The organism is Streptomyces sp. NPDC088197 (assembly GCF_044741185.1).
GTDB lineage: Bacteria > Actinomycetota > Actinomycetes > Streptomycetales > Streptomycetaceae > Actinacidiphila.
This window is the reverse complement of sequence record NZ_JBIUSD010000003.1, coordinates 23,186-48,304: the sequence shown is the minus strand read 5'-3', so window position 1 is coordinate 48,304 and position 25,119 is coordinate 23,186. Positions and strand designations below refer to the sequence as shown.

Genomic DNA, 25,119 nt, shown 5'->3' with positions numbered 1-25,119 from the left:
CGGTCGTTCCCGGACCACCGGCCCCTGGGGCGGGCGCGCTGCTCCTCCCGCCCCTGACGGGGCACGCCCCGCGCGGACGGCGCAGCCCCCTGAGGGGCGCCCCACCCGCGCGGTGGGGACTCACGCCTGGCGGGCCAGGCGCCTCCTCAGCGGAGCGACAAGGCGATGCCCGGCCTCGGACAGACGGAGAGTGACCGCGGACCACCGGTCAGAAAGCTGCCAGATCACCCGGGCGGAGGAACGCGGCAGAAGCACCGCCCGAAGGCGACCGCGGCGCCCGGCCGCCGCGTGCAGGCCCTCGCGGACGTGCCGGACATCGGCCGGCAACCCGGTGACCGGCTGGGGCCTGGGCGAGTAGAGCACCTGCTCCACCGCCGTGGCCAGGGCGCCCGCGGAGACCGCGGCCTGGCCGGTCAGACCGCCGTCCTGGACCAGCCGGGCCATCGCCCGCCGCGGGGTCTCGGAGTCGTCCGGCGGGACGCCGTAGTCCCAGCCGGTGTCGACCACCTCGCGCCAGGCGGACAGGGCGAGCCCTTCGGCCCTGTCCCGTCCGCCGCCGAGCCGTCTGGACCGCTGTCGGCGCCGCCAGAGCATGGGCAGCAGCGGGACGGCCAGCACCAGCAGCGCGAGCAGCGTGAGCACGGCGATCCTGCCGCCGCCGATCCCGCCGCCGCCGGAACCGCCGGAAGCGGCCACCGCCGTGTTGTCGCAGGAGCTCTGCGCCCGGTTGTCGCTGCCGCAGCTCGCGCTCGCCGAGGGCGTCGGGGTCGGCGTCGTCGCCGTGCCGTGCTGCCCCTGGTCGGCGGGCTCGTTGGTGCCCGAGGGCGTCGTGGTCTGGGTGTACGAGGGGGCCGTGCCCCGGTACGGGGTCGGCTCGAAACGGGTCCAGCCGATGCCCTCGAAGTACAGCTCGGGCCAGGCGTGCGCGTCCTTGAGGCCCACCGACATCGTGCCGTCCGAGCCCTGCTGCGAGCCGGGGGTGAAGCCGACCGCCACCCGCGCCGGGATGTGCAGCGTGCGGGCCATCGCCGCCATGGTGAAGGCGAAGTGGATGCAGAAGCCTTCCTTGGTGCGCAGGAACCGCGCTATGGCGTCCACGCCGGTGCCCGACTGCGCCTTGGTGTTGTAGACGAACGCGCCCGAGGTGAAGTACCGCTGGAGCGCCAGCGCCTTCTCGTAGTCGTTGTTCGCCGACTCCGTCACCTGCTGCGCGGTCTGCGCGACCACCTTCGGCAGCGAGCCGGGCACCTTGGTGTACTCCTCGGCGACCCGTCCGGTGGCCGGGGGCGCGGCGGCGAGCTGCGCGGCCGTCGGCTGCACCTGCATGCTCGTGACCGAGTACGTCAGACCCGAGGTGTTCTGCCCGCGGTCGCCGATGATCGTCCGGCCCTCGGGCTCGAACCGCCAGTGCCCCGACACGTCGACGCCCAGCGCCGGGAAGGGCATCGGCAGCCAGCCCTGCGCGTAGCCGTCGTCGACCTTCACCGTCGTCTGGACCTTGGAGTACTTCACGTCGGAGGCCATGCCCGCGGGCTGCGGCAGCACCGACGGGATGTCCTCGATCTTCCGCTTCGACGGCTGCCACTGCGTGCCGTCGAACTGGTCGAGCGCCACGATCCGCAAGTACATGCTGGACAGATCGGTGGAGTTGGTCCTGTACGAGAGGACTTCGCGGTTGTCCTGCTGGTTGAGGTTGTCCTGGAGGGCCACCACCGGGTTGACCGCGGAGATCGTGCCGCCGCGCCCCGGTCCCGTACCGGTGCCCGAGGTGTCCAGCAGGCCGCTGCCCAGCGACGGCAGCACGGCGGGCGCGACCAGGGCCAGGCCCAGCGCCATCACGCCGATCCTGCGGCCGGTGCGCACCGGGGCCAGCGCCCGGCTGCCGGAGGCCGGGTTGGCGGAGCCGCCCCAGCCGTTGGCCGGCGGACCGCCGCCGAAGACCCGGCCCCAGCGCGAGAGCCGGTCCCGGCCCTCGGCCAGGAGCAGCAGCAGGTAACCGGCGGCGGCGACCACGAAGTACAGCCACTGCGCACCGCCGTTGGACAGCCCCGCGGCCACCGAGTACAGCGCCAGCAGCGGAAGTCCCGCGGGGGCCGCGCTGTTGTACGTGACGGCCAGCGCGTCCACCGCGAGCGCGACCACCAGCACACCGCCGACCAGCAGCATCCTGATGCCGGGGGTGACCGGCGCCGGGATGGCGAACTGGCTGACGTCGGTCAGCCCGTCGCGTACCAGGTCGCTGAGGTGGACGAAGGCGTTGGGACCGGGGATGACGCCGCCCAGTGCCTGGTGCGGCGCGAACATCACGGTCAGCACGAGCAGTGAGACCACCGCCTGCGCGAGGACGGTCAACGGCCGGGCCAGCGGCACCCGTCGGGCCAGCGCGCCGACCCCGGACTGGAGTGCCACGAAGAGCACGGCCTGGAACATCCAGCCCGCGGGGGTGGCCAGCGGCAGCAGCGAGCAGGCGGCCATCACGGAGGCGGCCGCCGCACACACCGTCAGCCGGGCACGTCCGCTCATGTTGTGGCCCCTGCCTCTTGCTGTTCCTCGCGTGAGCGGTAACGGTCGGCCCGCTGCCACAGTTCCGGCAGCGAGTCCCCGGCGCGTACCGACAGCACCGTCCAGCCCGCCTCGCGGAGCATCCGCAGCGGTGTCGGGGTGTCGTCGTCCTCGGCGCCGGTCTCCCGCGCGCCGTGCTCGGCCGGGGGCTCCGACCTGGCGCCCGGCTCGCGGGCCGTCCAGTCGTCGCTGTCCAGGACGAACGCGACGGCGCCGCCCGCCCGTTGCCGCATCCGGCCGACGTTGGCCGCCTGCTCCTCGTCCAGGTCGCCGAGGAAGGCCACCAGCAGCCCCTCGTGGCTGGACCGCAGCACCTCGTAGGCGCGGGACAGGCCGTCGCTGTGCGCGGCGTCGGGGCCGGAGCCGGAGCCGGAGCCGGGCGACTGCGCCAGGTCGTCGGAGTGGTCGACCACGGCGAGGGTGTCCAGCAGGACGCCCGCCATGTCCGAGGAGTCGCCGACGTAGCCGCCGGTGCCCTCGGGGCCGGGGACGCTGCTGCCGGTGTCGGTCAGCAGCCGTACCGCGAAGCCGCGTTCCAGCATGTGGGTGGAGACCGAGGCGGCGGCCGAGACCGCCCACTCGAACGCCGAGTCGGGGCCCGCGCCGTAGTAGGCGGAGCGCCGGGTGTCCAGCAGGACGGTGCAGCGCGCGCGGTGCGGCTGCTCCTCGCGGCGCACCATCAGCTCGCCGTACTTGGCGGTGGAGCGCCAGTGCACCCGGCGCAGGTCGTCGCCGTGCCGGTAGCCGCGCGGGATGACGTCGTCCTCGCCGGCGAAGGCCAGCGCGCGGGTGCGGCTCTCGCCGTAGCCGTTGGCCTCACCGGCCAGGCGTACCGGCGGCAGCGCCTCGACGCGCGGCACCACGGTGAGGGTGTCGAACGCGCTGAAGGAGCGGGTCAGTTCGCACATGCCGAACGGGTCGGTCAGCCGCAGTTGCAGCGGGCCGAGCGGGTAGCGGCCCCGCAGGTCGGAGCGGACCCGGTAGGACACCTCGCGGTGGCCGCCGGGCTCCACCCGGTCCAGCACGAAGCGCGGGCGCGGGCCGAGCACGTACGGCACCCGGTCCTGGAGCATCAGCAGTCCGGTGGGGATGCGCGAGACGTTGTCGACCCGCAGGTGCACGCGGGACTCCGACATGGCGGGCACCCGCGACGGGGCGAGCCGCCTGCTGCCCGCGACCCGGTAACGGGTGCGGTACAGGACGGCGACGCAGACCAGCGGCAGGATCGCCAGCAGCAGTCCGACCCGCAGCAGGTCGGGCTGGCCGAGCACGTAGGCGCATATCCCGGCGGCGACCCCGGCCGCGACGAAGGACCGGCCCCGGGTGGTGAGTCCGCCGAGCGCGGTACGGAATCCGCCGCTCGCCTGCTGCGGTCCCGCGGCGCCCGGCGGGCCGCCCTGGCGGCCCTGCGCCGGGCCCCGCTGCGGCTGCGGCGCGGATTGCGGCGGTCGGGTCGGCGGCGGGGTCCCGGCGCCGGGCGTCGCCATCACAGGCCCCGCAGGCCCTGCGGGCGGGCGGACGGCTTCTGCGGCCAGCCGCCGGCCGCCGGGTCGGGCACCGGGACGCGCTGCACGATCTCGGCGACCACCTGTTCGGGGGTGCGCCGGTTCAACTGCGCCTGCGCGGTGGGCAGCAGGCGGTGCGCCAGTACGGAGGAGGCCAGGCCCTGCACGTCGTCGGGCAGCACGTAGTCCCGGCCGTCCAGCGCGGCGGAGGCCCTGGCGGCCCGCACCAGGTGCAAGGTGGCGCGCGGCGAGGCGCCGAGCCGCAGATCGGGGTGGTTGCGGGTGGCGCCGACCAGCGTCACCGCGTACCGCCGTACCGGCTCCGAGACATGCACCATCCGTACGGCCTCGACGAGCTTGACGATCTCGTGGGCGTGCGCGACGGGCTGGAGGTCGTCGAGCGGCGAGACACCGCCGTGCACGTCGAGCATCTTCAACTCGGCGTCCGGGCTGGGGTAGCCGATCGAGACCCGGGCGGTGAACCGGTCCCGCTGCGCCTCGGGCAGCGGATAGGTGCCCTCCATCTCCACCGGGTTCTGGGTGGCGATCACCATGAAGGGGCTCGGCAGTTCGTACGTGGTGCCGTCCACGGTGACCTGCCGCTCCTCCATCGACTCCAGCAGCGCCGACTGGGTCTTGGGCGAGGCGCGGTTGATCTCGTCGCCGACCACGATCTGCGCGAAGATCGCGCCCGGCTTGAACTCGAAGTCCCGCCGCTGCTGGTCGAAGACGCTCACTCCGGTGATGTCGGACGGCAGCAGGTCGGGTGTGAACTGGATGCGCCGCACCGAACAGTCGATCGACCGTGCCAGGGCCTTGGACAGCATCGTCTTACCGACACCCGGCACGTCCTCGATCAGCAGATGTCCCTCGGCGAGCAGCACCGTCAGTGCGATGCGGACGACTTCGGGCTTGCCCTCGATCACGTTCTCCACACTGCGGCGCACCCGGTCAGCGGTCGTCGTCAGATCGCTCAGGCTTGCTCGTGCGTCAAAGGTCGTCACCCGGTACTCCTCGGCCATGTTCCTCGGGACACGGTCATCCCTGGACCGGCCCACCCCACTTGCGTGCCGCTCGTGCTCGCGCCGGGCGAGGCAGTGCGGTGCCGCACGATGCATTCTTCCCTTACGCGGCACCCCACGTCACTCGCCTGCCGTTACTTGTTCGTGATTTCCCGGAGTAGACCAGTGTGCACGTCGAAGACGAACCCGCGCACGTCGTCGGTGTGCGCGAGGAAGGGCGAGGTGCGCACCCGGTTCATCGACTGCCGGACATCCTGGTCGATATCGGTGAACGCCTCCACCGACCAGGTCGGCCGCTGGCCGACCTCCCGTTCCAGTTCGGTACGGAAGTCCTCGGTGATGCTCTGCAGGCCGCAGTTGGTGTGGTGGATCAGCACGACGGAGCGGGTGCCCAGCGCGCGCTGGCTGATGGTGAGGGAGCGGATGGTGTCGTCGGTGACCACGCCGCCCGCGTTGCGGATGGTGTGGCAGTCGCCCAGCTCCAGACCGAGCGCCCGGTGCAGGTCGATGCGGGCGTCCATGCAGGCCACGACGGCGACCTTCAGAACGGGCCTGGCATCCATGCCGGGGTCTTGGAACGCGTCGGCGTAGCGCTGGTTGGCTGCGACGAGCCGGTCGGTAACGGACGCGGTGGCGGTGTCTCCGGAGCGGCCGCTGACGTCGGTCGGCGCTGGGGAACCACTGGCAGATATCGACATGTCTCTGACGGTACGGCTCCGGGTGCCGTTCCACCTGCTGTGAGTTCCCACGAAATTTCGGCTCAAAAAGGATAAGCGTCGGCAATTCCACGATGTGTGAGGTAGCCCACACGCCCTCCGGGGCTCACCGGAAAGGGGTGACGCGAGGGGACGTGAGGGGTGACGCGAGAGGACGCGAGGGGTGACGCGGAGGCCGCGCGGGACGTGACGCGCCCGGCTCCGCTCTGCGTTGACCGTGGGGGCCGGTGGAGTAAAGTGGCGCGAAGTGGTGCCGTCTGCTGGAGGTGTGCATGTTCCTCGGGACGTACACCCCGCGGCTCGACGACAAGAACCGGCTGGTGCTGCCCGCCAGGTTCCGCGAGCAGTTCGCCGACGGACTGGTGATCACCAAGGGGCAGGAACGCTGCTTGTGCGTGTGGTCGGTCGACGGCTTCAAGGCCGCCACCAGAAGCCTGTCCGACGCCCCGCTGACCTCGAAGGGCGCGCGGGACTACCTGCGCGTGCTGTTCGCCGGGGCGCATGACGAGGTCCCCGACAAGCAGGGCCGGGTCACGGTGCCGCAGCCGCTGCGCGCCTACGCCGGGCTGGTCAGGGACTGCGCGGTGATCGGCGCGGGCAGCCGGGTGGAGATCTGGTCCGCGACCGCCTGGGAGGGGTACCTCGCGGCCCAGGAAGACACCTTTTCGGCCCTGTCCGAGGAGGTTCCGCCCGGATTACTGTGAGCGCGGCCCGACCGGTCCGCGCCCCGGCGCACCTGCGCGCACCCCACGCTTGACTCCGTACCACCGCGCGGACGTACGGCCCGGCCTCCTCCCGCTCTGCCGCTCCGCTGGCACCACTTCCCCGGTGCCAGGGGAACGTTTCCTTTCGAGCGGGCGGGGACCCGGTTCTACGTCCCTCGTACCGCCGAGAAGGGCCCCATGAGCGACACCACCCCCGCGCAGCCCGAGCCGCGCCATGTGCCGGTCATGCTCCGGCGCTGCCTGGACCTGCTGGCCCCCGCGCTCGCCGAGCCGGGCGCGGTCGTCGTGGACGCCACCCTCGGCCTCGGCGGCCATAGCGAGGCGCTGCTCAGCACGTTCCCCGCCGCCCGGCTGGTCGCGCTCGACCGCGACACCGAGGCGCTGAAGCTCTCCGCCGAGCGACTCGCGCCCTTCGGCGACCGCGCCACCCTCGTGCACGCGGTCTACGACGAGCTGCCCGACGTCCTGGACCGGCTCGGCATCGTCCGCGTCCAGGGCGTCCTGTTCGACCTCGGCGTCTCCTCCATGCAGCTCGACGAGGCCGGCCGCGGCTTCGCCTACGCCCAGGACGCGCCGCTGGACATGCGGATGGACCAGACCACCGGGATCAGCGCCGCCGAGGTGCTCAACACGTATCCGCCGGGCGACCTGGTGCGCATCCTGCGCGCGTACGGCGAGGAGAAATTCGCCCGCAAGATCGTGGACGCGGTGGTGCGCGAGCGGGAACGGGAGCCGTTCAGCAACAGCGCGCGCCTGGTGGAGCTGATCCGTACGGCGCTGCCGCAGGCCGCGATGCGCACCGGCGGCAACCCGGCCAAGCGGACCTTCCAGGCCCTGCGGATCGAGGTCAACGGCGAGCTGTCGGTGCTGGAGCGCGCGGTTCCGGCGGCCGTCGGGGCGCTCGCGGTCGGCGGCCGGATCGCCGTGCTGTCGTACCAGTCGCTGGAGGACCGGCTGGTCAAGCAGGTCCTCGCGGCCGGGGCCGCCACGACCGCGCCGCCCGGCCTGCCGGTGGTGCCCGAGCAGTACCAGCCCCGCCTGAAGCTGCTCACCCGCGGCGCGGAACTGCCCACCGAGGACGAGATCGCCGAGAACCGGCGGGCCGCGCCCGCCCGGCTGCGCGGCGCCGAGCGGATCCGCGAGGACGCGCGGTGAGCCAGGACCGGCCGGGGGACCGGCGACGGCCCCCCGGCGACGACCGGGCACGCCGGGACCGGTCACCTGAGGGCCGGCCGGGCGACGGCCGGGCACGCGAGGAACCGGCGCGCGGACGGAGTCCCCGCGAGGACCCCGCCCGTGGCCGCGCCCCGCGCCAGGAACCGTCCCGTAAGCGGGCCGCCGGTCAGGAACCGTCCCGCGAGCGGCCCGCCCGCCAGGACCGGCCGCCGCGCCAGGACCGCGGGGAGCCGCGCCGCGGGACCGCGAGGGTGCCCAGGCCGCCGCGCCCGCCCGGCCTGTCCGTACGGCCGTCCGCGGGCCGCGGGTCCGCCCGGTCCGCAACCGCCGCCCGTATGCCGTTCGTCCTTCTTGTCGTGACCCTCCTCGCGGGCGGCCTGCTCTCCCTGCTGCTGCTCAACGGAGCGGTCAACCAGGACTCCTTCGAGCTGAACAAGCTTCAAAAGGAGACCAACGGTTACACGGACGAGCAGCAGCAGCTCCAGCAGGAGGTCGATCAGTACGCGGCCCCCGGCGGCCTGGAACAGCGCGCCCGGCAGCTCGGCATGGTGCCGGGCGGCAACCCGGCCTTCCTCAACCCGGACGGCAGCGTCCGGGGCACCCCCGAGGAGGCCACGGCGCCGCCCGCGCCGCCGCCGACCAGCAAGGCGCCGCCGGCCCCGACCGGTACGCCCACCGCGACCCCGCCGAGCGGCACCCCGACCGGCGCGGCCGACGCCGCCGCGACCGGGTCGCCGACCGGCGCGCCCGGCACCACTCCTTCGGCACCCACGACCCCCGGCGGCGCGCACGCCGCAGCCACGACCACTCCCACTCCTCCCGGCAGGTGACTTCGTGAAGCCTCAGCCACCCTCCCCGACCGCCCGTTCCCCGCGCCCCGCGCGGAGGGCCGGCCGGTGAGCGAGCCGAGACGACCGCAGCCGGGCCGCGCCCCGCGCCCCGGCGCGCCCCGCCCCCGCGCGTCCGGAGCGGGCAACGCGGGCGGCGCGGCGGCCGGAGCCGCAGGAACCCCCGCGGGCCGGATCCGCCGCCCCCGCCCCGAAGGCGCCGCGCCCCGGCCCGCCCAGCGCGCGGGCCAGCGCCCCGCCGCCCCCCGCCCGCGCCGCACCGCCCCGCCGCCGCGGGCCCCCCGCGGCCCCCGGCTGGTCAAGCTCGGCAGGCCCAAGCCCCGGCTGCGGCTGGTCGGCGTCGCCCTCACCCTGGTGATGGCCGCCTTCGTCATCCGGCTGCTCCAGGTCCAGGCCGTGGACGCCTCCACCTACGCGGCCAAGGCCGCGGTGAACCGCTGGGTGACCCACGACGTCACCGCCGACCGCGGCACCATCACCGACCGCTCCGGCGTCGACCTGGCCACGACCGTGGACGCGTACGACATCACCGCCGACCCGTATCTGTTCACCCCGGAACAGACCAAGACCAAGGACGCGCCGCTCCAGGCCGCCGAACTGCTCGCGCCGATCGTCGGCGGCGACCCGACGGCCATCGCCAAGGCGCTGGCCACCCCCAAGTCCCGCTACCAGGTGATCGCCCGCCAGCAGTCCCCGCAGGTCTGGAACCAGATCAAGGACCTGAAGAAGGCGTTCGCCGCCACGTACGCCAGGGGACAGGGCGCCAACGTGCTGGCCGGGGTCTTCAGCGAGACCCACACCAAACGCGTCTACCCCGGCGGCGACCTGGCCGCGGGCGTCCTCGGCTTCGTCAACAGCCAGGGCGTGGGCGGCGGCGGCCTCGAATCCATGCTCAACAAGGAACTCGCGGGCAAGAACGGCAAGATCCGCTACGCCCAGTCCGACGGCCGCCAGGTGCCCACCGCGGGCGTCCAGGAACACCCCGCCGTGCCCGGTTCCGACGTCGAGCTGACCCTGGACCGGGACATCCAGTGGGCCGCCCAGAGCGCGATCACCGCCCAGGTGCAGAAGTCCAAGGCCGACCGCGGCTATGTGATCGTCCAGGACTCCAGGACCGGCGAGGTGCTGGCCATGGCCGACGCCCCCGGCTTCGACCCCGGCGACCTCGCCCACGCCGACCCGCGCGCGCTCGGCAACGCGGCGATGCAGGACGCGTACGAGCCCGGCAGCGTCAGCAAGCTGATGTCGATGGCCGCGATCCTCGACACCGGCACCGCCACCCCCGACACCCGGGTCACCGTCCCCGGCACCCTGCCGCGCGCCGACCGGGTCTTCCACGACGACGTCGACCACGGCACCTGGTACCTGACGCTCAACGGCGTCCTGGCCAAGTCCAGCAACATCGGCACCATCCTGGCCAGCCAGCAGCTCGGCACGACCCAGCCGCAGGCCAACCGGGTGCTCTACTCGTACCTGAAGAAATTCGGCATCGGCGACCCCACCGGCATCGGCTTCCCCGGCGAGACACCCGGCATCCTGGCCAAGCCGCAGGACTGGAACGCCTCCCAGCAGTTCACCATCCCGTTCGGCCAGGGCCTGTCGGTCAACGCGCTCCAGGCCACCTCGGTCTACTCGACGATCGCCAACGGGGGCGTACGCGTCCAGCCCACGCTGATCCGCGGCACCACGGGACCCGACGGCCGCTACGTCCCCGCGGACCCGGCCAAGAAGACCCGGGTGGTCAGCGCGCAGACCGCCAAGACGCTCTCCACGATGCTCGAATCGGTCGTCGGCGACGAACAGGGCACCGGACTCCACGCGCGGATCGCCGGATACCGCGTCGCGGGCAAGACCGGTACGGCCAACCGGGTGGACCCGGAGACCGGCAAGTACAAGGGCTACACCTCGTCGTTCCTGGGGTTCGCGCCCGCCGACGACCCGCGCGTCACGGTCTCCTGCGTGATCCAGAACCCGACCAGGGGCAGCTACTTCGGCGGCTCCATCTGCGGCCCGGTCTTCAAGCAGGTCATGGAATTCGCGCTCAAGACGCTGAAGGTCCCGCCGTCCGGCACCAAGGCTCCCCATCTGCCGGTCGACTTCGACCCGGCCCAGCCCGCGACGCCGCCCGGCACCGCGAAGCCCGGCACGGACAAGGCGCGGTGATCATGAATTTTGGCTCGCACCCCGGCCAGCCCGGTAACCTCACCGCCGTGCCCAAAGCTGATCAGCCCACCCTCACCCAGCCGGGCGCGCCGCGCCCGACGCGTATCCGCCCCAAAACCCTGCACGAACTCGCGGAACTCACCGGACCTCTCGGTACGCGGGTGCCGGACGGCCCCACCGCGCAGGTCACCGGCATCACGCACGACTCGCGCGCGGTCCGCCCCGGTGACCTGTACGCGGCGCTGCCCGGCGCGCGCTTCCACGGCGCGGACTTCGCCGCGCAGGCCGCCGCCGCCGGAGCCGTCGCCGTACTGACCGACCCGGCGGGCACCGAGCGCGCCGCCGCCACCGGACTGCCCGTCCTGACCGTGGACGACCCGCGGGCCCGGATGGGCGAGCTGGCCGCCGCCGTCTACGACCAGCCGGGCGACGGCCTGCTGCGGGTCGGGATCACCGGCACGTCGGGCAAGACCACCACCGCCTACCTCGTCGAGGGCGGCCTGCGCGCCGCGCGCGACGGCGGCACCGGCCTCATCGGCACCGTCGAGACCCGGATCGGCGACGACCGGATCAAGAGCGAGCGCACCACACCGGAGGCCACCGACCTCCAGGCGCTCTTCGCCGTGATGCGCGAACGCGGTGTCGAGTCGGTGGTCATGGAGGTCTCCAGCCATGCCCTGGTGCTCGGCCGGGTCGACGGGGCGGTGTTCGACGTGGCCGTCTTCAACAACCTCAGCCCCGAGCACATGGAGTTCCACGCGGGCATGGAGGACTACTTCCAGGCCAAGGCGCAGCTCTTCACCCCGCGCCGCAGCCGGCTCGGCGTGGTCAACCTGGACGACGCGTACGGCCGCAGGCTGGTCGGCGAGGCCACCGTGCCGCTGGTCACCTTCTCCGCCGAAGGGCGGCTGGACGCGGACTGGCGGGCCGAGGACGTCGAGGCGGGGCTGCACGGCAGCACCTTCACCGTGCTCGGCCCCAAGGGCGAGCGGGTGGACGCCACCGCGCCGCTGCCCGGCCCCTTCAACGTCGCCAACACCCTTGCCGCGATCGCCGCACTGGCCGCCGCGGGCCTCGACCCGCAGACCGCCGCCGACGGCATCGCCGCCGTCCCCGGCGTCCCCGGCCGCCTGGAGCGGGTCGACGCGGGACAGCCGTATCTGGCGGTCGTGGACTACGCGCACAAGACCGACGCCGTGGAGCTGATGCTGCGCGCGCTGCGCAAGACCACCCGCGGCCGGATCCACGCCGTGCTCGGCTGCGGCGGCGACCGCGACACCACCAAGCGCGGGCCGATGGGCGCGGCGGTCGCCCGGCTCGCCGACACCGCCGTACTGACCTCCGACAACCCGCGGTCGGAGGACCCGCTGGCCATCCTCGCCGCGATGCTGAACGGCGCGTGCGAGGTCCCCGCGCAGCAGCGCGGACACGTCATCGTCGAACCCGACAGAGCCGCCGCCGTCGCCGCCGCCGTCGCACGGGCCGAGCCCGGCGACATCGTGGTGGTGGCGGGCAAGGGCCATGAACAGGGCCAGGACATCGCCGGAGAGGTACGCCCCTTCGACGACCGAGAGGTGCTGCGCGCCGCGATCGAGAAGGACCGACAAGCACTGTGATCCCCCTCACCCTCGCCGAGGTCGCACGCGCGGTCGGCGGGAGCACGCACGACATACCGGACACGGAAGTACGTGTCACCGGCCCGGTGGTCAGGGACTCCCGCGAGGTGGTGCCCGGCGCGCTCTTCGTGGCGTTCGCCGGAGCCAAGGCCGACGGTCACGACTTCGCCGCCGACGTGGTCGCGGCGGGCGCCGTGGCGGTGCTCGCCACCCGGCCGGTCGGCGTACCCGCGATCGTCGTGGACGACGTACAGACCGCGCTCGGCGCTCTCGCCAAGCACGTCATCGAGCGGCTGGGCGCCACCGTGGTGGCGCTGACCGGCTCCGCGGGCAAGACCAGCACCAAGGACCTCATCGCGCAGCTCCTGGAGCGGCACGCGCCCACCGTGTGGACACCGGGCTCGCTCAACAACGAGATCGGGCTGCCGCTGACCGCGCTGAGCGCCGACGAGCACACCCGGCACCTGGTGCTGGAGATGGGCGCCCGCGGTATCGGCCACATCAGCTACCTGACCGGACTGACCCCGCCGCGGATCGGCCTGGTGCTCAACGTCGGCAGCGCGCACATCGGCGAGTTCGGCGGCCGGGAGCAGATCGCCCAGGCCAAGGGCGAGCTGGTCGAGGCGCTGCCCGCGGCGGCCGAGGGCGGCATCGCCGTACTCAACGCCGACGACCCGCTGGTCCGCGCCATGGCCTCCCGTACCAAGGCGCGCGTCGTGTACTTCGGCGAGTCGGCCAGGTCGGTCGACGGCGTGGACGTCGAGGTGACCGCCGAGAATGTCCGGCTCAACGACCGGGGTCAGGCCGTCTTCACGCTGCGAACACCCACCGGGTGCGCCGAGGTGACCTTGCGCCTGTACGGTGAGCACCACGTGTCGAACGCGCTCGCCGCGACCGCCGTAGCCCGTGAACTGGGCATGCCCGTCGACGAGATCGCCACCGCGCTCTCCGAGGCCGGCACGCTCTCGCACTGGCGCATGGAGGTCACCGAGCGGCCCGACGGCGTGACGGTCGTCAACGACGCCTACAACGCGAACCCCGAATCCATGAGGGCTGCCCTGCGCACACTCGCAGCGATGGGCAGATCCACACAGGCGCGCGGGGGGCGCACGTGGGCGGTGCTCGGAAAGATGGCCGAACTCGGCGGGGAAGCACTCGTCGAGCACGACGCGGTGGGGCGGCTGGCCGTCCGGCTCAACGTCAGCAAGCTCGTGGCCGTGGGCGGTACCGAAGCCGCCTGGCTGCAAATGGGCGCCTATAACGAGGGTTCGTGGGGTGAGGAGTCGGTGCACGTGTCCGACGCGGAGGCGGCGATCGACCTGTTGCGCAGCGAAGTGCGCCCGGGGGACGTCGTACTGGTGAAGGCATCGAGGTCGGTCGGCCTGGAGTCCGTCGCCCTGGCGCTGCTCGAAGCCGACGGCTTCGACGGCTCGGCCCGTGAGGGTGCCGCCCTGTGAAGCAGATTCTCGTCTCCGGCGTCCTGGGGCTCTTCCTGTCGCTGGTCGGCACACCGCTGTTGATCCGCCTGCTGGCCCGCAAGGGCTACGGACAGATGATCCGGGACGACGGTCCGAAGGCGCACCACAGCAAGCGCGGCACGCCCACCATGGGCGGTATCGCGTTCATCCTGGCCACGCTGATCGCCTACGCGGCGACCAAGCTGATCACCGGTGACAAGCCGACCATGTCCGGCGTGCTGGTGCTCTTCCTCTTCGCCGGTATGGGCCTGGTCGGCTTCCTCGACGACTACATCAAGATCGTCAAGCAGCGCAGCCTCGGCCTGCGCGCCAAGGCGAAGATGTCGGGCCAGCTCATCGTCGGCATCGCCTTCGCGGCGCTCGCGCTGAACTTCAAGGACTCCCGCGGCCAGACCCCGGCCTCCACCAAGCTGTCGTTCACCACCGACTTCGGCTGGTCCATCGGCCCGGTGATCTTCGTGGTCTGGGCGCTGTTCATGATCCTGGCGATGTCCAACGGCGTGAACCTCACCGACGGCCTGGACGGCCTGGCCACCGGCGCCTCCACCATGGTCTTCGCCGCGTACACCGTCATCGGCGTGTGGCAGTACGGCCAGTGGTGCGGGGCCCCGGTCAGCGCCAACGGCGCGTGTTACGAGGTCCGCGACCCACTCGATCTCGCGGTGGTCGCGGCGGCCCTGATGGGAGCCTGCTTCGGCTTCCTGTGGTGGAACACCTCACCGGCCAAGATCTTCATGGGCGACACCGGCTCCCTGGCCCTGGGCGGCGCGCTCGCGGGCCTGGCGATCTGCTCCCGCACCGAGATGCTGCTGGCCATCCTCGGCGGCCTCTTCGTCCTGATCACGATGTCCGTGATCATCCAGGTCGGCTCCTTCCGGCTCACCGGCAAGCGGGTCTTCCGGATGGCGCCACTCCAGCACCACTTCGAACTCAAGGGGTGGAGCGAAGTCCTGGTCGTGGTCAGATTCTGGATCATCCAGGGCATGTGCATGGCCGTCGGACTCGGCATCTTCTACGCGGGCTGGGTGGCCGCGTCGTGACGACCGATTACCCGGCGTCCCCGGCGTCCCCGGAGTCTCCGGCCTCCCCGTCCGCCGCCGGGCAGGGCTTCGTGAACCCCGACTTCACGGACCTGCGCGTCACCGTCGCCGGGCTCGGCGTCTCCGGCGTGCCCGCCGCGAAGGCGCTGCACGCCCTCGGCGCCCGCGTCACCGTCGTCAACGGCGTCGCGGGCGAGCGGCAGCGGGCCGAGGCGGCCGAACTGGAGGCGCTCGGCATCACCGTGCGCCTCGGTGGCGGCGCGACCCTGCCCGAGGGCACCGAACTCGTCGTCACCGCCCCCGGCTGGAAGCCGAGCAGCCCGCTGTTCACGGCCGCCGCCAAGGCGGGCGTGGAGATCTGGGGCGACGTCGAACTGGCCTGGCGGCTCAGGAAGCCCGGCGCGGCCCCCTGGCTCGCGGTCACCGGCACCAACGGCAAGACCACCACCACCCGCATGCTCGCCGCGATCCTCACCGCGGCGGGCCTGCGCACCGCGGCCGTCGGCAACATCGGCGTCTCCCTGCTGGACGCGGTCCTCGGCGACGAACCGTACGACGTCCTCGCCGTCGAGCTGTCCAGCTACCAGCTCCACTGGGCGCCCAGCATCCGCCCGCACTCCGCCGCCGTGCTCAACCTGGCGCCCGACCACCTCGACTGGCACGGCTCGATGGCGGCGTACACCGCCGACAAGGGCCGGATCTACCAGGGCAACCAGGTCGCCTGCGTCTACAACCGCGCCGACCCGGAGACCGAGCGGTTGGTCCGCGAGGCCGACGTCGAAGAGGGCTGCCGGGCGATCGGCTTCACCCTCGACGCGCCCCGGCCCTCCGACTTCGGCCTGGTCGACGGCATCCTGGTCGACCGCGCCTTCGTGGACGACCGGGTCAACAGCGCGCAGGAGCTGGCCGAGACCGCCGACGTCAACCCGCCGGCCCCGCACAACATCGCCAACGCGCTGGCCGCCGCCGCCCTCGCCCGCGCCTACGGTGTCGAACCGGCCGCCGTACGCGAGGGCCTGCGGGCCTTCCGCCCGGACGCGCACCGCATCGCCGAGGTCGCCACCCGCGACGGCATCACCTGGGTCGACGACTCCAAGGCCACCAACACCCACGCGGCCGAGGCGTCGCTGGCCGCGTACCCGTCGATCGTCTGGCTCGCCGGCGGCCTCGCCAAGGGCGCGGTCTTCGACGACCTGGTCATCAAGTCCGCCGACCGGCTGCGGGCCGCCGTGCTGATCGGCGCCGACCGCGCCCTGATCCGTGAAGCACTCGCGCGACACGCCCCCCAGGTCCCGGTGGTCGAGCTGGGCCGGACCGACACTGGGGCGATGGCCGCCGCCGTCGCCGTGGCACGCGACCGGGCCCAGCCCGGCGACACCGTTCTGCTGGCACCGGCCTGTGCGTCGATGGACATGTTCGCCAATTACAACGAGCGCGGCGATATGTTCGCGGAAGCCGTCCGGCGCCTGGGCGCCGCCGACAGCGACAGCGACGAGCCCTAGCCGCAGGTGTCGTGCGGCGCCCTCGCTCCGATGGAGGTCCCATGACGGCCACTGCGTCCCCCCGCCGCCCCGCGCACCGCCCCCGCGGGGGGCGGGTATGAGCACGTACCCGGCCCGGCAGCGCGGCAGCGCGCTCCGGGGCGCCGCCCGGCTCCCCGAGCGGGTACGCGCCGCCTGGGACCGCCCGCTGACGGCGTACTACGTCATCCTCGGCGCGGCCCTGCTGATCACCGTGCTCGGCCTGGTGATGGTGTACTCCGCCTCGATGATCCAGGCGCTGCGCTACGGCCTGCCGTCCACGTACTACTTCCGCAAGCAGCTCCTCGCGGTCGCCCTCGGCTCCGTCCTGCTCTACGCCGCCGCCCGGATGCCGGTCAGGCTGCACCGCGCGCTCGCGTACCCGCTGCTGCTCGGCGCCGTCTTCCTGATGTGCCTGGTCCAGGTCCCCGGAATAGGGCAGACGGTCAACGGCAACACCAACTGGATCTCCATCGGCGGCCCGTTCCAGATCCAGCCCAGCGAATTCGGCAAGCTGGCCCTGGTGATGTGGGGCGCCGACCTGCTCGCCCGCAAGGGCGACCGGAATCTGCTGATCCAGTGGAAGCACCTGCTGGTGCCGCTCGTGCCCGTGACGTTCCTGCTGCTCGGACTGATCATGCTCGGCGGCGACATGGGCACCACGATGATCCTCACCGCGATCCTCTTCGGCATGCTCTGGCTCGCGGGCGCCCCCACCAGGCTCTTCGCGGGCGTGCTGTCCGGCGCGGCGGCGCTGGCGGCCCTGGCCATCATCACCAGCCCCAACCGGATGGGCCGGCTGCACTGCATCGCCGCCACCGACCCCGGCACCAACGACCAGTGCTGGCAGGCCGTGCACGGGATCTACGCCCTCGCCTCCGGTGGCTGGTTCGGGTCGGGACTCGGGGCGAGTGTGGAAAAATGGGGTGAACTCCCGGAGCCGCACACCGACTTCATCTTCGCCGTAACCGGGGAGGAATTGGGTCTGGCGGGGACGCTGTCGGTACTCGCCCTCTTCGCGGCACTAGGCTACGCGGGTATCCGCGTGGCCGGTCGTACGGAGGACCCCTTCGTCAGGTTCGCAGCGGGTGGCGTGACCACCTGGATCACGGCGCAGGCCGTGATCAACATCGGTGCGGTGCTCGGCCTGCTGCCGATCGCCGGAGTCCCGCTCCCGCTGTTCTCCTACGGAGGTTCAGCCATCCTGCCGACCATGTTCGCGATCGGGCTGCTCATCTCCTTCGCGAGAAACGAGCCCGGAGCGCGAGCGGCCCTGGCCATGCGGGGGCGTAGTGCTTTCAGCGGGGCAATGACACGGACGATGCGGCGGTACGTCACCAGGCGGCCGTCCGGAGAGCGGTGAATTTCGGTGCATGTCGTACTCGCCGGCGGGGGGACCGCCGGCCACATCGAGCCTGCGCTCGCGCTCGCCGATGCCCTGCGCAGGCAGGACCCGACCGTGGGCATCACGGCCCTCGGCACCGAGAAGGGCCTGGAGACCAGGCTGGTGCCGGAACGCGGTTATGAACTGGCGCTCATCCCGGCCGTCCCGCTGCCGCGCCGCCCCACCCCGGAACTGATCACCGTCCCCGGACGGCTGCGCGGCACCATCAAGGCCGCCGAGCAGATCCTGGAACGCACCAAGGCGGACTGCGTGGTCGGCTTCGGCGGCTACGTGGCGCTGCCCGGCTACCTGGCCGCCAAGCGGCTCGGCGTGCCGATCGTCGTGCACGAGGCCAACGCGCGGCCGGGCCTGGCCAACAAGATCGGGTCGCGGTACGCGCACGCGGTCGCGGTCTCCACCCCCGACAGCAAGCTGCGCGACGCCCGCTACATCGGCATCCCGCTGCGCCGCACCATCGCCACCCTCGACCGGGCCGCCGCCCGCCCCGAGGCCCGGCACGCGTTCGGCCTCGACCAGAACCTGCCCACCCTGCTGGTCTCCGGCGGCTCCCAGGGCGCCCGGCGGCTCAACGAGGTGATCGCCACCGTCGCGCCGCGGCTCCAGCAGTCCGGCGTGCAGATCCTGCACGCGGTCGGCCCCAAGAACGAACTCCCGCGGTCCGACAACATGCCCGGCATGCCGCCGTACCGCCCGGTGCCCTACGTCGACCGGATGGATCTCGCCTACGCCGCCGCCGACATGATGCTCTGCCGGGCCGGTGCCATGACCGTCGCCGAACTGTCCGCGGTCGGACTGCCCGCCGCCTACGTGCCGCTGCCCATCGGCAACGGCGAACAGCGGCTCAACGCCCAGCCGCTGGTGAAGGCCGGCGGCGGCCTGCTGGTCGACGACGCCGAACTCACCCCCGACTGGGTGCTGGGACACGTGCTGCCCGTCCTGACGGACCCGCACCGCCTGTACGACATGTCGCGCGCGGCAGCCGAGTTCGGCCGCCGCGACGCGGACGACCTGTTGGTCGCCATGGTGTACGAGGCGGTGGCCGCGGGCCGCCGCTGACGGTGGCCGCCGCGCCGAGGGCGTGTCCCGCGGCGCGGCGGACCGGGCCTGGCACGATAGGGCCCGCGGGGCGCGGACGCGCTCCGCATCCGTCGACGCGGGGAGGCCGGGTGACCGGGGTGACCGGGACGCAAGCGAAGCCGGTCGGCGCCGACCGGGACGGGGCGGCGCCCGGCGCCGGACGGCGCCCGCGCCCCCGGCCGACCCTCCCCAGCCGCCGGACGGCGATCATCACACTGGTCGTCCTCACCGTCCTCGTCGCGGGCGGCACCTGGGCCGTCTACGGCTCCTCCTGGTTCCGCGCCACGCGCGTGACCGTCACGGGCAACGACGTGCTGACGCCGCAGCAGATCGAGCGCGCCGCGGGCGTACCGCTGGGCGGCGCGCTGGCCTCCGTGGACACCGGCGCGGTCCGCAGGCGGCTGCTCACCGCGCTGCCGCGGATCGACCATGTGGACGTGGAACGGTCGTGGCCGCACACGGTCCGGGTGAAAGTGACCGAACGAACGGCCTCCGCCGTACTGAAAAGCGGCGACAAGTTCACCGAAGTGGACCCGGGCGGTGTGCGATTCGCGACGGTCGACACCGCGCCGCGCGGCGTACCGCTCGTGCAATTGACGCCGGATCAGTCGCCGAGCCTTCGGCATTTCGGAACAAAGAGCCTGCTGCGGGCCGCCATTGCGGTCGCCGCCGATCTTCCGGAATCGCTGCACGGCCAGGCGACCGCGATCCGGGTCCGTTCCTACGACAACATCACCGTCGAACTCTCGCGCGGACGCAGCGTGATGTGGGGGAGCGCGGAACAGGGCGCGCGGAAGGCCGCGGTGCTCAATGCGCTCCTGAAGGTCCAGCCACACGCCTCCCACTACGACGTGAGTGCCCCCAGCGCCCCTGCGGCGTCAGGGAGTTGACGCCCCTTATGGCATTATTCGACCCCTGGCCCACCAGCCGGTGACGTGATCACATAGGGTCAAAAGAAAAACGGTAGGTTCGGCGTGTTCGTTGAACCACTACCGCTTGTCGACTTAGTGTCTCGTCCCAAGGAACACATGGGACATGCATACTGGTAACCCTAAACCTCACGGTTAGGGTTCGGAACGGCATCGGCGAGCGTACCGACCGTCCCACAAGATACGTAACTCGAGGCGAGAGGCCTTCGACGTGGCAGCACCGCAGAACTACCTCGCAGTCATCAAGGTCGTCGGCATCGGCGGCGGTGGCGTCAACGCCATCAACCGGATGATCGAGGTCGGTCTCAAGGGCGTCGAGTTCATCGCGATCAACACCGATGCGCAGGCCCTCCTGATGAGCGACGCCGACGTCAAGCTCGACGTCGGCCGTGAACTGACCCGGGGCCTCGGCGCCGGGGCCAACCCCGACGTGGGCCGCAAGGCCGCCGAGGACCACCGCGAGGAGATCGAAGAGGTGCTCAAGGGCGCCGACATGGTCTTCGTCACCGCGGGTGAGGGCGGCGGCACCGGCACCGGCGGCGCACCCGTCGTCGCCAACATCGCCCGCTCGCTCGGCGCCCTGACCATCGGGGTCGTCACCCGCCCCTTCACCTTCGAGGGCCGCCGCCGCGCCAACCAGGCGGAGGACGGCATCGCGGGGCTGCGGGAGAACGTCGACACCCTGATCGTCATCCCCAACGACCGTCTGCTGTCCATCTCGGACCGCCAGGTCAGCGTGCTCGACGCCTTCCGCTCGGCCGACCAGGTCCTGCTCTCCGGCGTGCAGGGCATCACCGACCTGATCACCACCCCCGGCCTGATCAACCTCGACTTCGCCGACGTGAAGTCCGTGATGTCCGAGGCGGGTTCGGCCCTCATGGGCATCGGCTCCGCACGCGGTGACGACCGTGCGGTCGCCGCCGCCGAGATGGCGATCTCCTCGCCGCTGCTCGAAGCCTCCATCGACGGCGCCCGCGGGGTGCTGCTCTCCATCTCCGGCGGCTCCGACCTCGGCCTGTTCGAGATCAACGAGGCGGCCCAACTCGTCAGCGAGGCGGCCCACCCCGAGGCCAACATCATCTTCGGCGCGGTCATCGACGACGCGCTCGGCGACGAGGTGCGGGTCACCGTGATCGCCGCCGGGTTCGACGGCGGCCAGCCGCCCACCAAGAGCAGCGCCAAGGCGCTCGACGGATACCGCGACACGACCCCCGCCTCCGGCGCCCGGATCGCCAGCCAGCCCGAACCCGCCCGCCCGGCGACCTCGTACACCGGCCTCGGCAGTGTCCCGGTCGCCTCGTCGGACCGCGACACCGACAACGAGCCCGTCGCGGAGGCGCCGACCCCGGTCCCGCCCCCGCACGTGCCGCCGGCCCGTCCCTACCAGGACACCGCGGCCGAAGAGCTCGACGTACCCGACTTCTTGAAGTGATAGGGCACCGCCAGACAGCGAGCGGCGCGCACTTCGCCTTCACCGACCGGTGGGGCGGGGTGAGCGCCGTTCCGCACGACAGCCTCAACCTCGGCGGCGCGGTGGGGGACGACCCCGCCGCCGTACGCGCCAACCGCGAGCGCGCCGCGGCCGATCTCGGCCGCGACCCCGAGCGGGTGGTGTGGATGAACCAGGTGCACGGCCGCGAGGTCGCCGTCGTGGACGCCCCGTGGGGCGACCGGCCGGTCCCGGCCGTCGACGCGCTCGTCACCACCCGCGCCGACCTCACGCTCGCCGTACTCACCGCCGACTGCGTACCCGTACTGCTCGCCGACCCGGTGGCCGGTGTCGTGGCCGCCGCGCACGCGGGACGGCCGGGACTGGTCGCGGGTGTGGTGCCCGCCGCCGTCGAGGCGATGACGGCGCGGGGGGCCGACCCCGCGCGGATCACCGCGCTGCTCGGACCCGCCGTGTGCGGAAAGTGCTATGAAGTGCCCGCCGCGATGCGGGACGAGGTCGCCCGGGCGGTGCCGGAGGCGTACGCCGAGACGAGCTGGGGCACTCCGGCGGTCGACGTGGCTTCGGGGGTGCGCGCCCAACTCGCGCGCGCCGGAGTGAACCTCGGGCCGAGCGCCGGATCATCCGACGGGCCGGGCGCGGGTGTGTGCACCCTGGAGTCCGCCGATCACTTCTCCTACCGCCGCGACGGTGTCACCGGCCGCCTGGCGGGCTATGTCTGGCTGGACGGCGCCGCGTGACCGAGCATCAGACCGACCCCGAGGCCGAGGACGGCGCCAGGCGTGCGGAACTCGCCGCGAATCTGGACCGTGTCGAGAAGCGGATCACCGCCGCCTGCGAGGCGGCCGGGCGGGACCGCGCGGACGTGACCCTGATCGTGGTCACCAAGACCTACCCGGCGAGCGACGTCCGGCTGCTGGCCGGCCTCGGCGTCCGGCACGTGGCGGAGAACCGCGACCAGGACGCCGCGCCCAAGGCGGCGGCGTGCGCCGATCTTCCGCTTACTTGGCATTTTGTGGGGCAGTTGCAGACCAACAAGGCTCGTTCAGTGGTCCGTTACTCTGATCATGTGCACTCGGTCGACCGGCTCCGGCTGGCCGGCGCGCTGTCGACCGCGGCGACCGCCGCGGAAAAGCGGCTCGGGTGCCTCGTTCAGGTCGCCCTGGACGCGGAGTCGGGCGCTCAGGGAGAGCGCGGCGGGGTGGCACCCGACGCGGTCGCCGCGCTCGCCGACGCGATCGCGGCGGCACCGGGGCTGCGTCTCGACGGCCTGATGACCGTCGCGCCGCTGGCCGGGGCGTACGCGGGCCAACCCCGCGCCGCCTTCGATCGGTTGATGGAAATCTCATCCGGCCTGCGCGAGACCCATCCGGCTGCGACCATGGTCTCGGCAGGGATGAGCCAGGACCTCGACGAAGCCGTTGCGGCCGGAGCGACACATGTACGCGTCGGTACGGCGGTACTCGGAGTCCGTCCCGGGCTCGGGTAACGTCACCAACAAGTCGGACCACAGCATAAATATGGTGTGGCGGCCGTCCGAGCGGCGGCCGAGGACCGCAACCCCGCTGAGAGGACGCAGAGCATGGCCGGCGCGATGCGCAAGATGGCGGTCTACCTCGGCCTCGTGGAGGACGACGGATACGACGGGCCGGGATTTGACCCCGACGACGAGTTCGAGCCCGAGATGGCCGCTCCGCCCGCAGCACGGGCCAGCGCCGACCCCGAGCGTGCCCCTCGCCGTCAGCAGCAGGTCAGCCAGCACGTACCGCAGCACGTACCACAGAGCCAGCACCAGTCGTCGCAGGACGAACCGGCGCGTCTCGTACACGCCCCGGCGCCCCGTGAACCGCGGATCGCCCCCGTGGCGTCCATCACACCCGAACGTCACAGCCTGGAGAAGAACGCACCGGTGATCATGCCCAAGGTCGTGTCAGAGCGAGAGCCGTACCGGATCACGACACTGCACCCCCGGACCTACAACGAAGCCCGTACCATCGGGGAACACTTCCGCGAGGGAACGCCGGTGATCATGAATCTGACGGAGATGGACGACACGGACGCGAAGCGTCTTGTCGACTTCGCCGCCGGCCTGGTCTTCGGTCTTCACGGAAGCATCGAGCGGGTGACGCAGAAGGTGTTCCTCCTGTCGCCTGCTAACGTCGATGTCACGGCGGAGGACAAAGCCCGGATCGCCGAGGGCGGGTTCTTCAACCAGAGCTGAACGAGACGCAACCGCAGGGACCCGGCCACCGGGCCGAAGACGAGCAGGGGAGAGGGAAGCGCGATGAGTGTCGCACTCCAGGTGCTGTACATCGCGCTGTACTGCTTCCTGTTTGTGCTGATCTTCCGATTGGTGATGGATTACGTCTTCCAGTTCGCCCGTTCATGGCACCCTGGGAAGGCGATGGTGGTGGTCCTGGAGGGCACCTACACTGTCACCGATCCGCCACTCAAGCTCTTGCGGCGGTTCATCCCGCCGCTACGTCTCGGGGGCGTGGCGCTCGACCTGTCCTTCTTCGTATTGATGATCATCGTGTACATCCTGATCTCCGTCGTGGGGAACTTGATGTGAACGGTGCGGGCTCCCGATATGTCGACGATCACGTTGAGGTGAAGAGATGCCGCTGACCCCCGAGGACGTTCGGAACAAGCAGTTCACGACCGTCCGCCTCCGAGAGGGCTATGACGAGGATGAGGTCGACGCCTTCCTCGACGAGGTGGAGGCGGAGCTGACTCGATTGCTCCGCGAAAACGAGGACTTGCGCGCCAAACTGGCCGCGGCCACCCGTGCCGCCGCCCAGAACCAGCAACAGGGCATGCGCAAGCCCGAACAGCAGGACCGGCCGGTGCCCGCTGCCATATCCGGTCCGCAGCCGGTGCCGCAGCAGCAGATGGGTCCGCCGCAGCAGCAGGGCGGTATGCCGCAGTTGCCGCCCGGCCCCAGCGCCCAGCAGCAGCACGGGCCCGGCCCGATGCAGCAGCAGATGGGGCACCCCATGCAGCAGCAGGGGCCTGGTCCGATGGGCCAGCACCCGATGCAGCAGCAGGGACCCGGCCCCATGGGCCAGCACCCGATGCAGCAGCAGCAACAACAGCAGCACCACCCGATGCAGCAGCAGGGACCCGGTGGCGACAGCGCCGCCCGCGTGCTCTCGCTCGCGCAGCAGACGGCGGACCAGGCCATCGCGGAAGCGCGTTCCGAGGCCAACAAGATCGTCGGCGAGGCCCGCAGCCGCGCCGAGGGCCTGGAGCGGGACGCCCGCGCCAAGGCGGACGCTCTTGAGCGGGACGCCCAGGAGAAGCACCGCGTCGCGATGGGCTCCCTGGAGTCCGCCCGCGCCACGTTGGAGCGCAAGGTCGAGGACCTGCGCGGCTTCGAGCGCGAGTACCGCACGCGTCTGAAGTCCTACCTGGAGTCCCAGCTCCGTCAGCTCGAGAACCAGGCCGACGACTCGCTGGCTCCGCCGCGTACCACCCCCGCGGCTCCCTCCCTCCCGGCCGCGTCCACCATGGGCGGCTCGATGGGCGGATCCATGGGCAACGGCGGTATGGGCAACGGCATGGCACCGGCCGGCGCGGGCGCCGGTATGGGACACGCGGGCTCCGCGCCGTCCTACGGCGGCCAGGGCATGGGCGGCGGTCACACCCCCGGCCCGACGTACGGCGGCCAGCAGCAGATGTCTCCTGCCATGACCCAGCCGATGGCACCGGTACGGCCGCAGGCGCCGCAGCCGATGCAGCAGGCGCCGACGCCGATGCGCGGTTTCCTGATCGACGAGGACGACAACTGACCTAGCGGTCGGCTGGACCCGCACCACACAGGGCCGGGCCCCCGGGGAATCCTTTTTCCCCGCGGGGCCCGGCCCTGTTCTGTGCGACGACCACCG

General features: G+C 72.2%; 21 protein-coding genes. 17 read left to right on the top strand and 4 right to left on the bottom strand.

Features of this window, described 5'->3' with window-relative positions:
• Positions 1-120 precede the first annotated feature (120 nt).
• The 4 genes from ACIOC1_RS08725 to ACIOC1_RS08710 form a co-directional block, all read right to left on the bottom strand.
• A complete protein-coding gene (locus ACIOC1_RS08725; protein ID WP_401852854.1) occupies positions 121-2,523 on the bottom strand; it encodes a DUF3488 and DUF4129 domain-containing transglutaminase family protein in 2,403 nt (800 codons plus the stop codon).
• On the bottom strand, positions 2,520-4,049 hold the full coding sequence (locus ACIOC1_RS08720) for a DUF58 domain-containing protein (RefSeq protein WP_401852851.1): 1,530 nt from the start codon (positions 4,047-4,049) through the stop codon (positions 2,520-2,522). The genes ACIOC1_RS08725 and ACIOC1_RS08720 overlap by 4 nt, the downstream gene beginning before the upstream one ends.
• A complete protein-coding gene (locus ACIOC1_RS08715) occupies positions 4,049-5,071 on the bottom strand; it encodes a MoxR family ATPase (protein WP_188283215.1) in 1,023 nt (340 codons plus the stop codon). Before ACIOC1_RS08715 ends, ACIOC1_RS08720 begins: the two co-directional genes overlap by 1 nt.
• 152 nt (positions 5,072-5,223) lie before the next feature.
• The gene (locus tag ACIOC1_RS08710) at positions 5,224-5,787 is read right to left on the bottom strand and encodes a carbonic anhydrase (protein ID WP_355334136.1); all 564 of its coding nucleotides are present in this window, start codon (positions 5,785-5,787) and stop codon (positions 5,224-5,226) included.
• Between the two features lie 290 nt (positions 5,788-6,077).
• Between ACIOC1_RS08710 and mraZ the strand changes: the two genes are divergently transcribed.
• From mraZ to ACIOC1_RS08625, 17 genes are all read left to right on the top strand, one after another.
• On the top strand, positions 6,078-6,509 hold the full coding sequence (mraZ, locus tag ACIOC1_RS08705) for a division/cell wall cluster transcriptional repressor MraZ (RefSeq protein ID WP_355334133.1): 432 nt from the start codon (positions 6,078-6,080) through the stop codon (positions 6,507-6,509).
• Between the two features lie 198 nt (positions 6,510-6,707).
• The gene (gene rsmH, locus ACIOC1_RS08700; RefSeq protein WP_355334131.1) at positions 6,708-7,685 is read left to right on the top strand and encodes a 16S rRNA (cytosine(1402)-N(4))-methyltransferase RsmH; all 978 of its coding nucleotides are present in this window, start codon (positions 6,708-6,710) and stop codon (positions 7,683-7,685) included.
• Between the two features lie 356 nt (positions 7,686-8,041).
• Complete coding sequence (locus ACIOC1_RS08695) at positions 8,042-8,536, top strand: cell division protein FtsL (RefSeq protein ID WP_401303762.1); 495 nt, start codon at positions 8,042-8,044, stop codon at positions 8,534-8,536.
• Positions 8,537-8,602: 66 nt separating this feature from the next.
• Positions 8,603-10,717, top strand: coding sequence for a peptidoglycan D,D-transpeptidase FtsI family protein (locus ACIOC1_RS08690; protein ID WP_401852847.1), 2,115 nt, complete (start codon positions 8,603-8,605; stop codon positions 10,715-10,717).
• A 2-nt stretch (positions 10,718-10,719) separates the two neighbouring features.
• On the top strand, positions 10,720-12,333 hold the full coding sequence (locus tag ACIOC1_RS08685; protein ID WP_401852845.1) for a UDP-N-acetylmuramoyl-L-alanyl-D-glutamate--2,6-diaminopimelate ligase: 1,614 nt from the start codon (positions 10,720-10,722) through the stop codon (positions 12,331-12,333).
• Positions 12,330-13,790 (top strand): UDP-N-acetylmuramoyl-tripeptide--D-alanyl-D-alanine ligase, encoded by a 1,461-nt coding sequence (gene murF, locus ACIOC1_RS08680; protein ID WP_355334122.1) that lies wholly within the window; start codon positions 12,330-12,332, stop codon positions 13,788-13,790. The genes ACIOC1_RS08685 and murF overlap by 4 nt, the downstream gene beginning before the upstream one ends.
• Positions 13,787-14,851: a phospho-N-acetylmuramoyl-pentapeptide-transferase gene (mraY, locus tag ACIOC1_RS08675; RefSeq protein ID WP_188282125.1), complete on the top strand. Its 1,065-nt coding sequence runs from the start codon at positions 13,787-13,789 to the stop codon at positions 14,849-14,851. The genes murF and mraY overlap by 4 nt, the downstream gene beginning before the upstream one ends.
• A 71-nt stretch (positions 14,852-14,922) precedes the next feature.
• On the top strand, positions 14,923-16,353 hold the full coding sequence (gene murD / locus ACIOC1_RS08670; RefSeq protein WP_401853612.1) for a UDP-N-acetylmuramoyl-L-alanine--D-glutamate ligase: 1,431 nt from the start codon (positions 14,923-14,925) through the stop codon (positions 16,351-16,353).
• Between the two features lie 97 nt (positions 16,354-16,450).
• Positions 16,451-17,734, top strand: a complete 1,284-nt coding sequence (gene ftsW, locus ACIOC1_RS08665; protein ID WP_355334118.1) for a putative lipid II flippase FtsW — start codon at positions 16,451-16,453, stop codon at positions 17,732-17,734.
• A gap of 6 nt (positions 17,735-17,740) precedes the next feature.
• Entirely contained in the window at positions 17,741-18,832 is a 1,092-nt protein-coding gene (gene murG / locus ACIOC1_RS08660) for an undecaprenyldiphospho-muramoylpentapeptide beta-N-acetylglucosaminyltransferase (RefSeq protein ID WP_355334117.1), read from the top strand.
• 119 nt (positions 18,833-18,951) lie between these two features.
• Positions 18,952-19,743 carry a cell division protein FtsQ/DivIB gene (locus ACIOC1_RS08655; RefSeq protein WP_401852843.1) on the top strand — a complete coding sequence of 264 codons (792 nt, stop codon included), beginning with the start codon at positions 18,952-18,954 and terminating at the stop codon, positions 19,741-19,743.
• A gap of 250 nt (positions 19,744-19,993) precedes the next feature.
• Positions 19,994-21,214 carry a cell division protein FtsZ gene (ftsZ, locus tag ACIOC1_RS08650; RefSeq protein WP_401852840.1) on the top strand — a complete coding sequence of 407 codons (1,221 nt, stop codon included), beginning with the start codon at positions 19,994-19,996 and terminating at the stop codon, positions 21,212-21,214.
• A complete protein-coding gene (gene pgeF, locus ACIOC1_RS08645) occupies positions 21,211-21,972 on the top strand; it encodes a peptidoglycan editing factor PgeF (RefSeq protein ID WP_401852838.1) in 762 nt (253 codons plus the stop codon). Before ftsZ ends, pgeF begins: the two co-directional genes overlap by 4 nt.
• Positions 21,969-22,721 carry a YggS family pyridoxal phosphate-dependent enzyme gene (locus tag ACIOC1_RS08640; protein WP_401303751.1) on the top strand — a complete coding sequence of 251 codons (753 nt, stop codon included), beginning with the start codon at positions 21,969-21,971 and terminating at the stop codon, positions 22,719-22,721. Before pgeF ends, ACIOC1_RS08640 begins: the two co-directional genes overlap by 4 nt.
• A gap of 93 nt (positions 22,722-22,814) precedes the next feature.
• On the top strand, positions 22,815-23,453 hold the full coding sequence (locus ACIOC1_RS08635; RefSeq protein WP_188282131.1) for a cell division protein SepF: 639 nt from the start codon (positions 22,815-22,817) through the stop codon (positions 23,451-23,453).
• A 63-nt stretch (positions 23,454-23,516) separates the two neighbouring features.
• Complete coding sequence (locus tag ACIOC1_RS08630; RefSeq protein WP_355334104.1) at positions 23,517-23,804, top strand: YggT family protein; 288 nt, start codon at positions 23,517-23,519, stop codon at positions 23,802-23,804.
• 46 nt (positions 23,805-23,850) lie between these two features.
• On the top strand, positions 23,851-25,023 hold the full coding sequence (locus ACIOC1_RS08625) for a DivIVA domain-containing protein (RefSeq protein WP_355334102.1): 1,173 nt from the start codon (positions 23,851-23,853) through the stop codon (positions 25,021-25,023).
• Positions 25,024-25,119 lie beyond the last annotated feature (96 nt).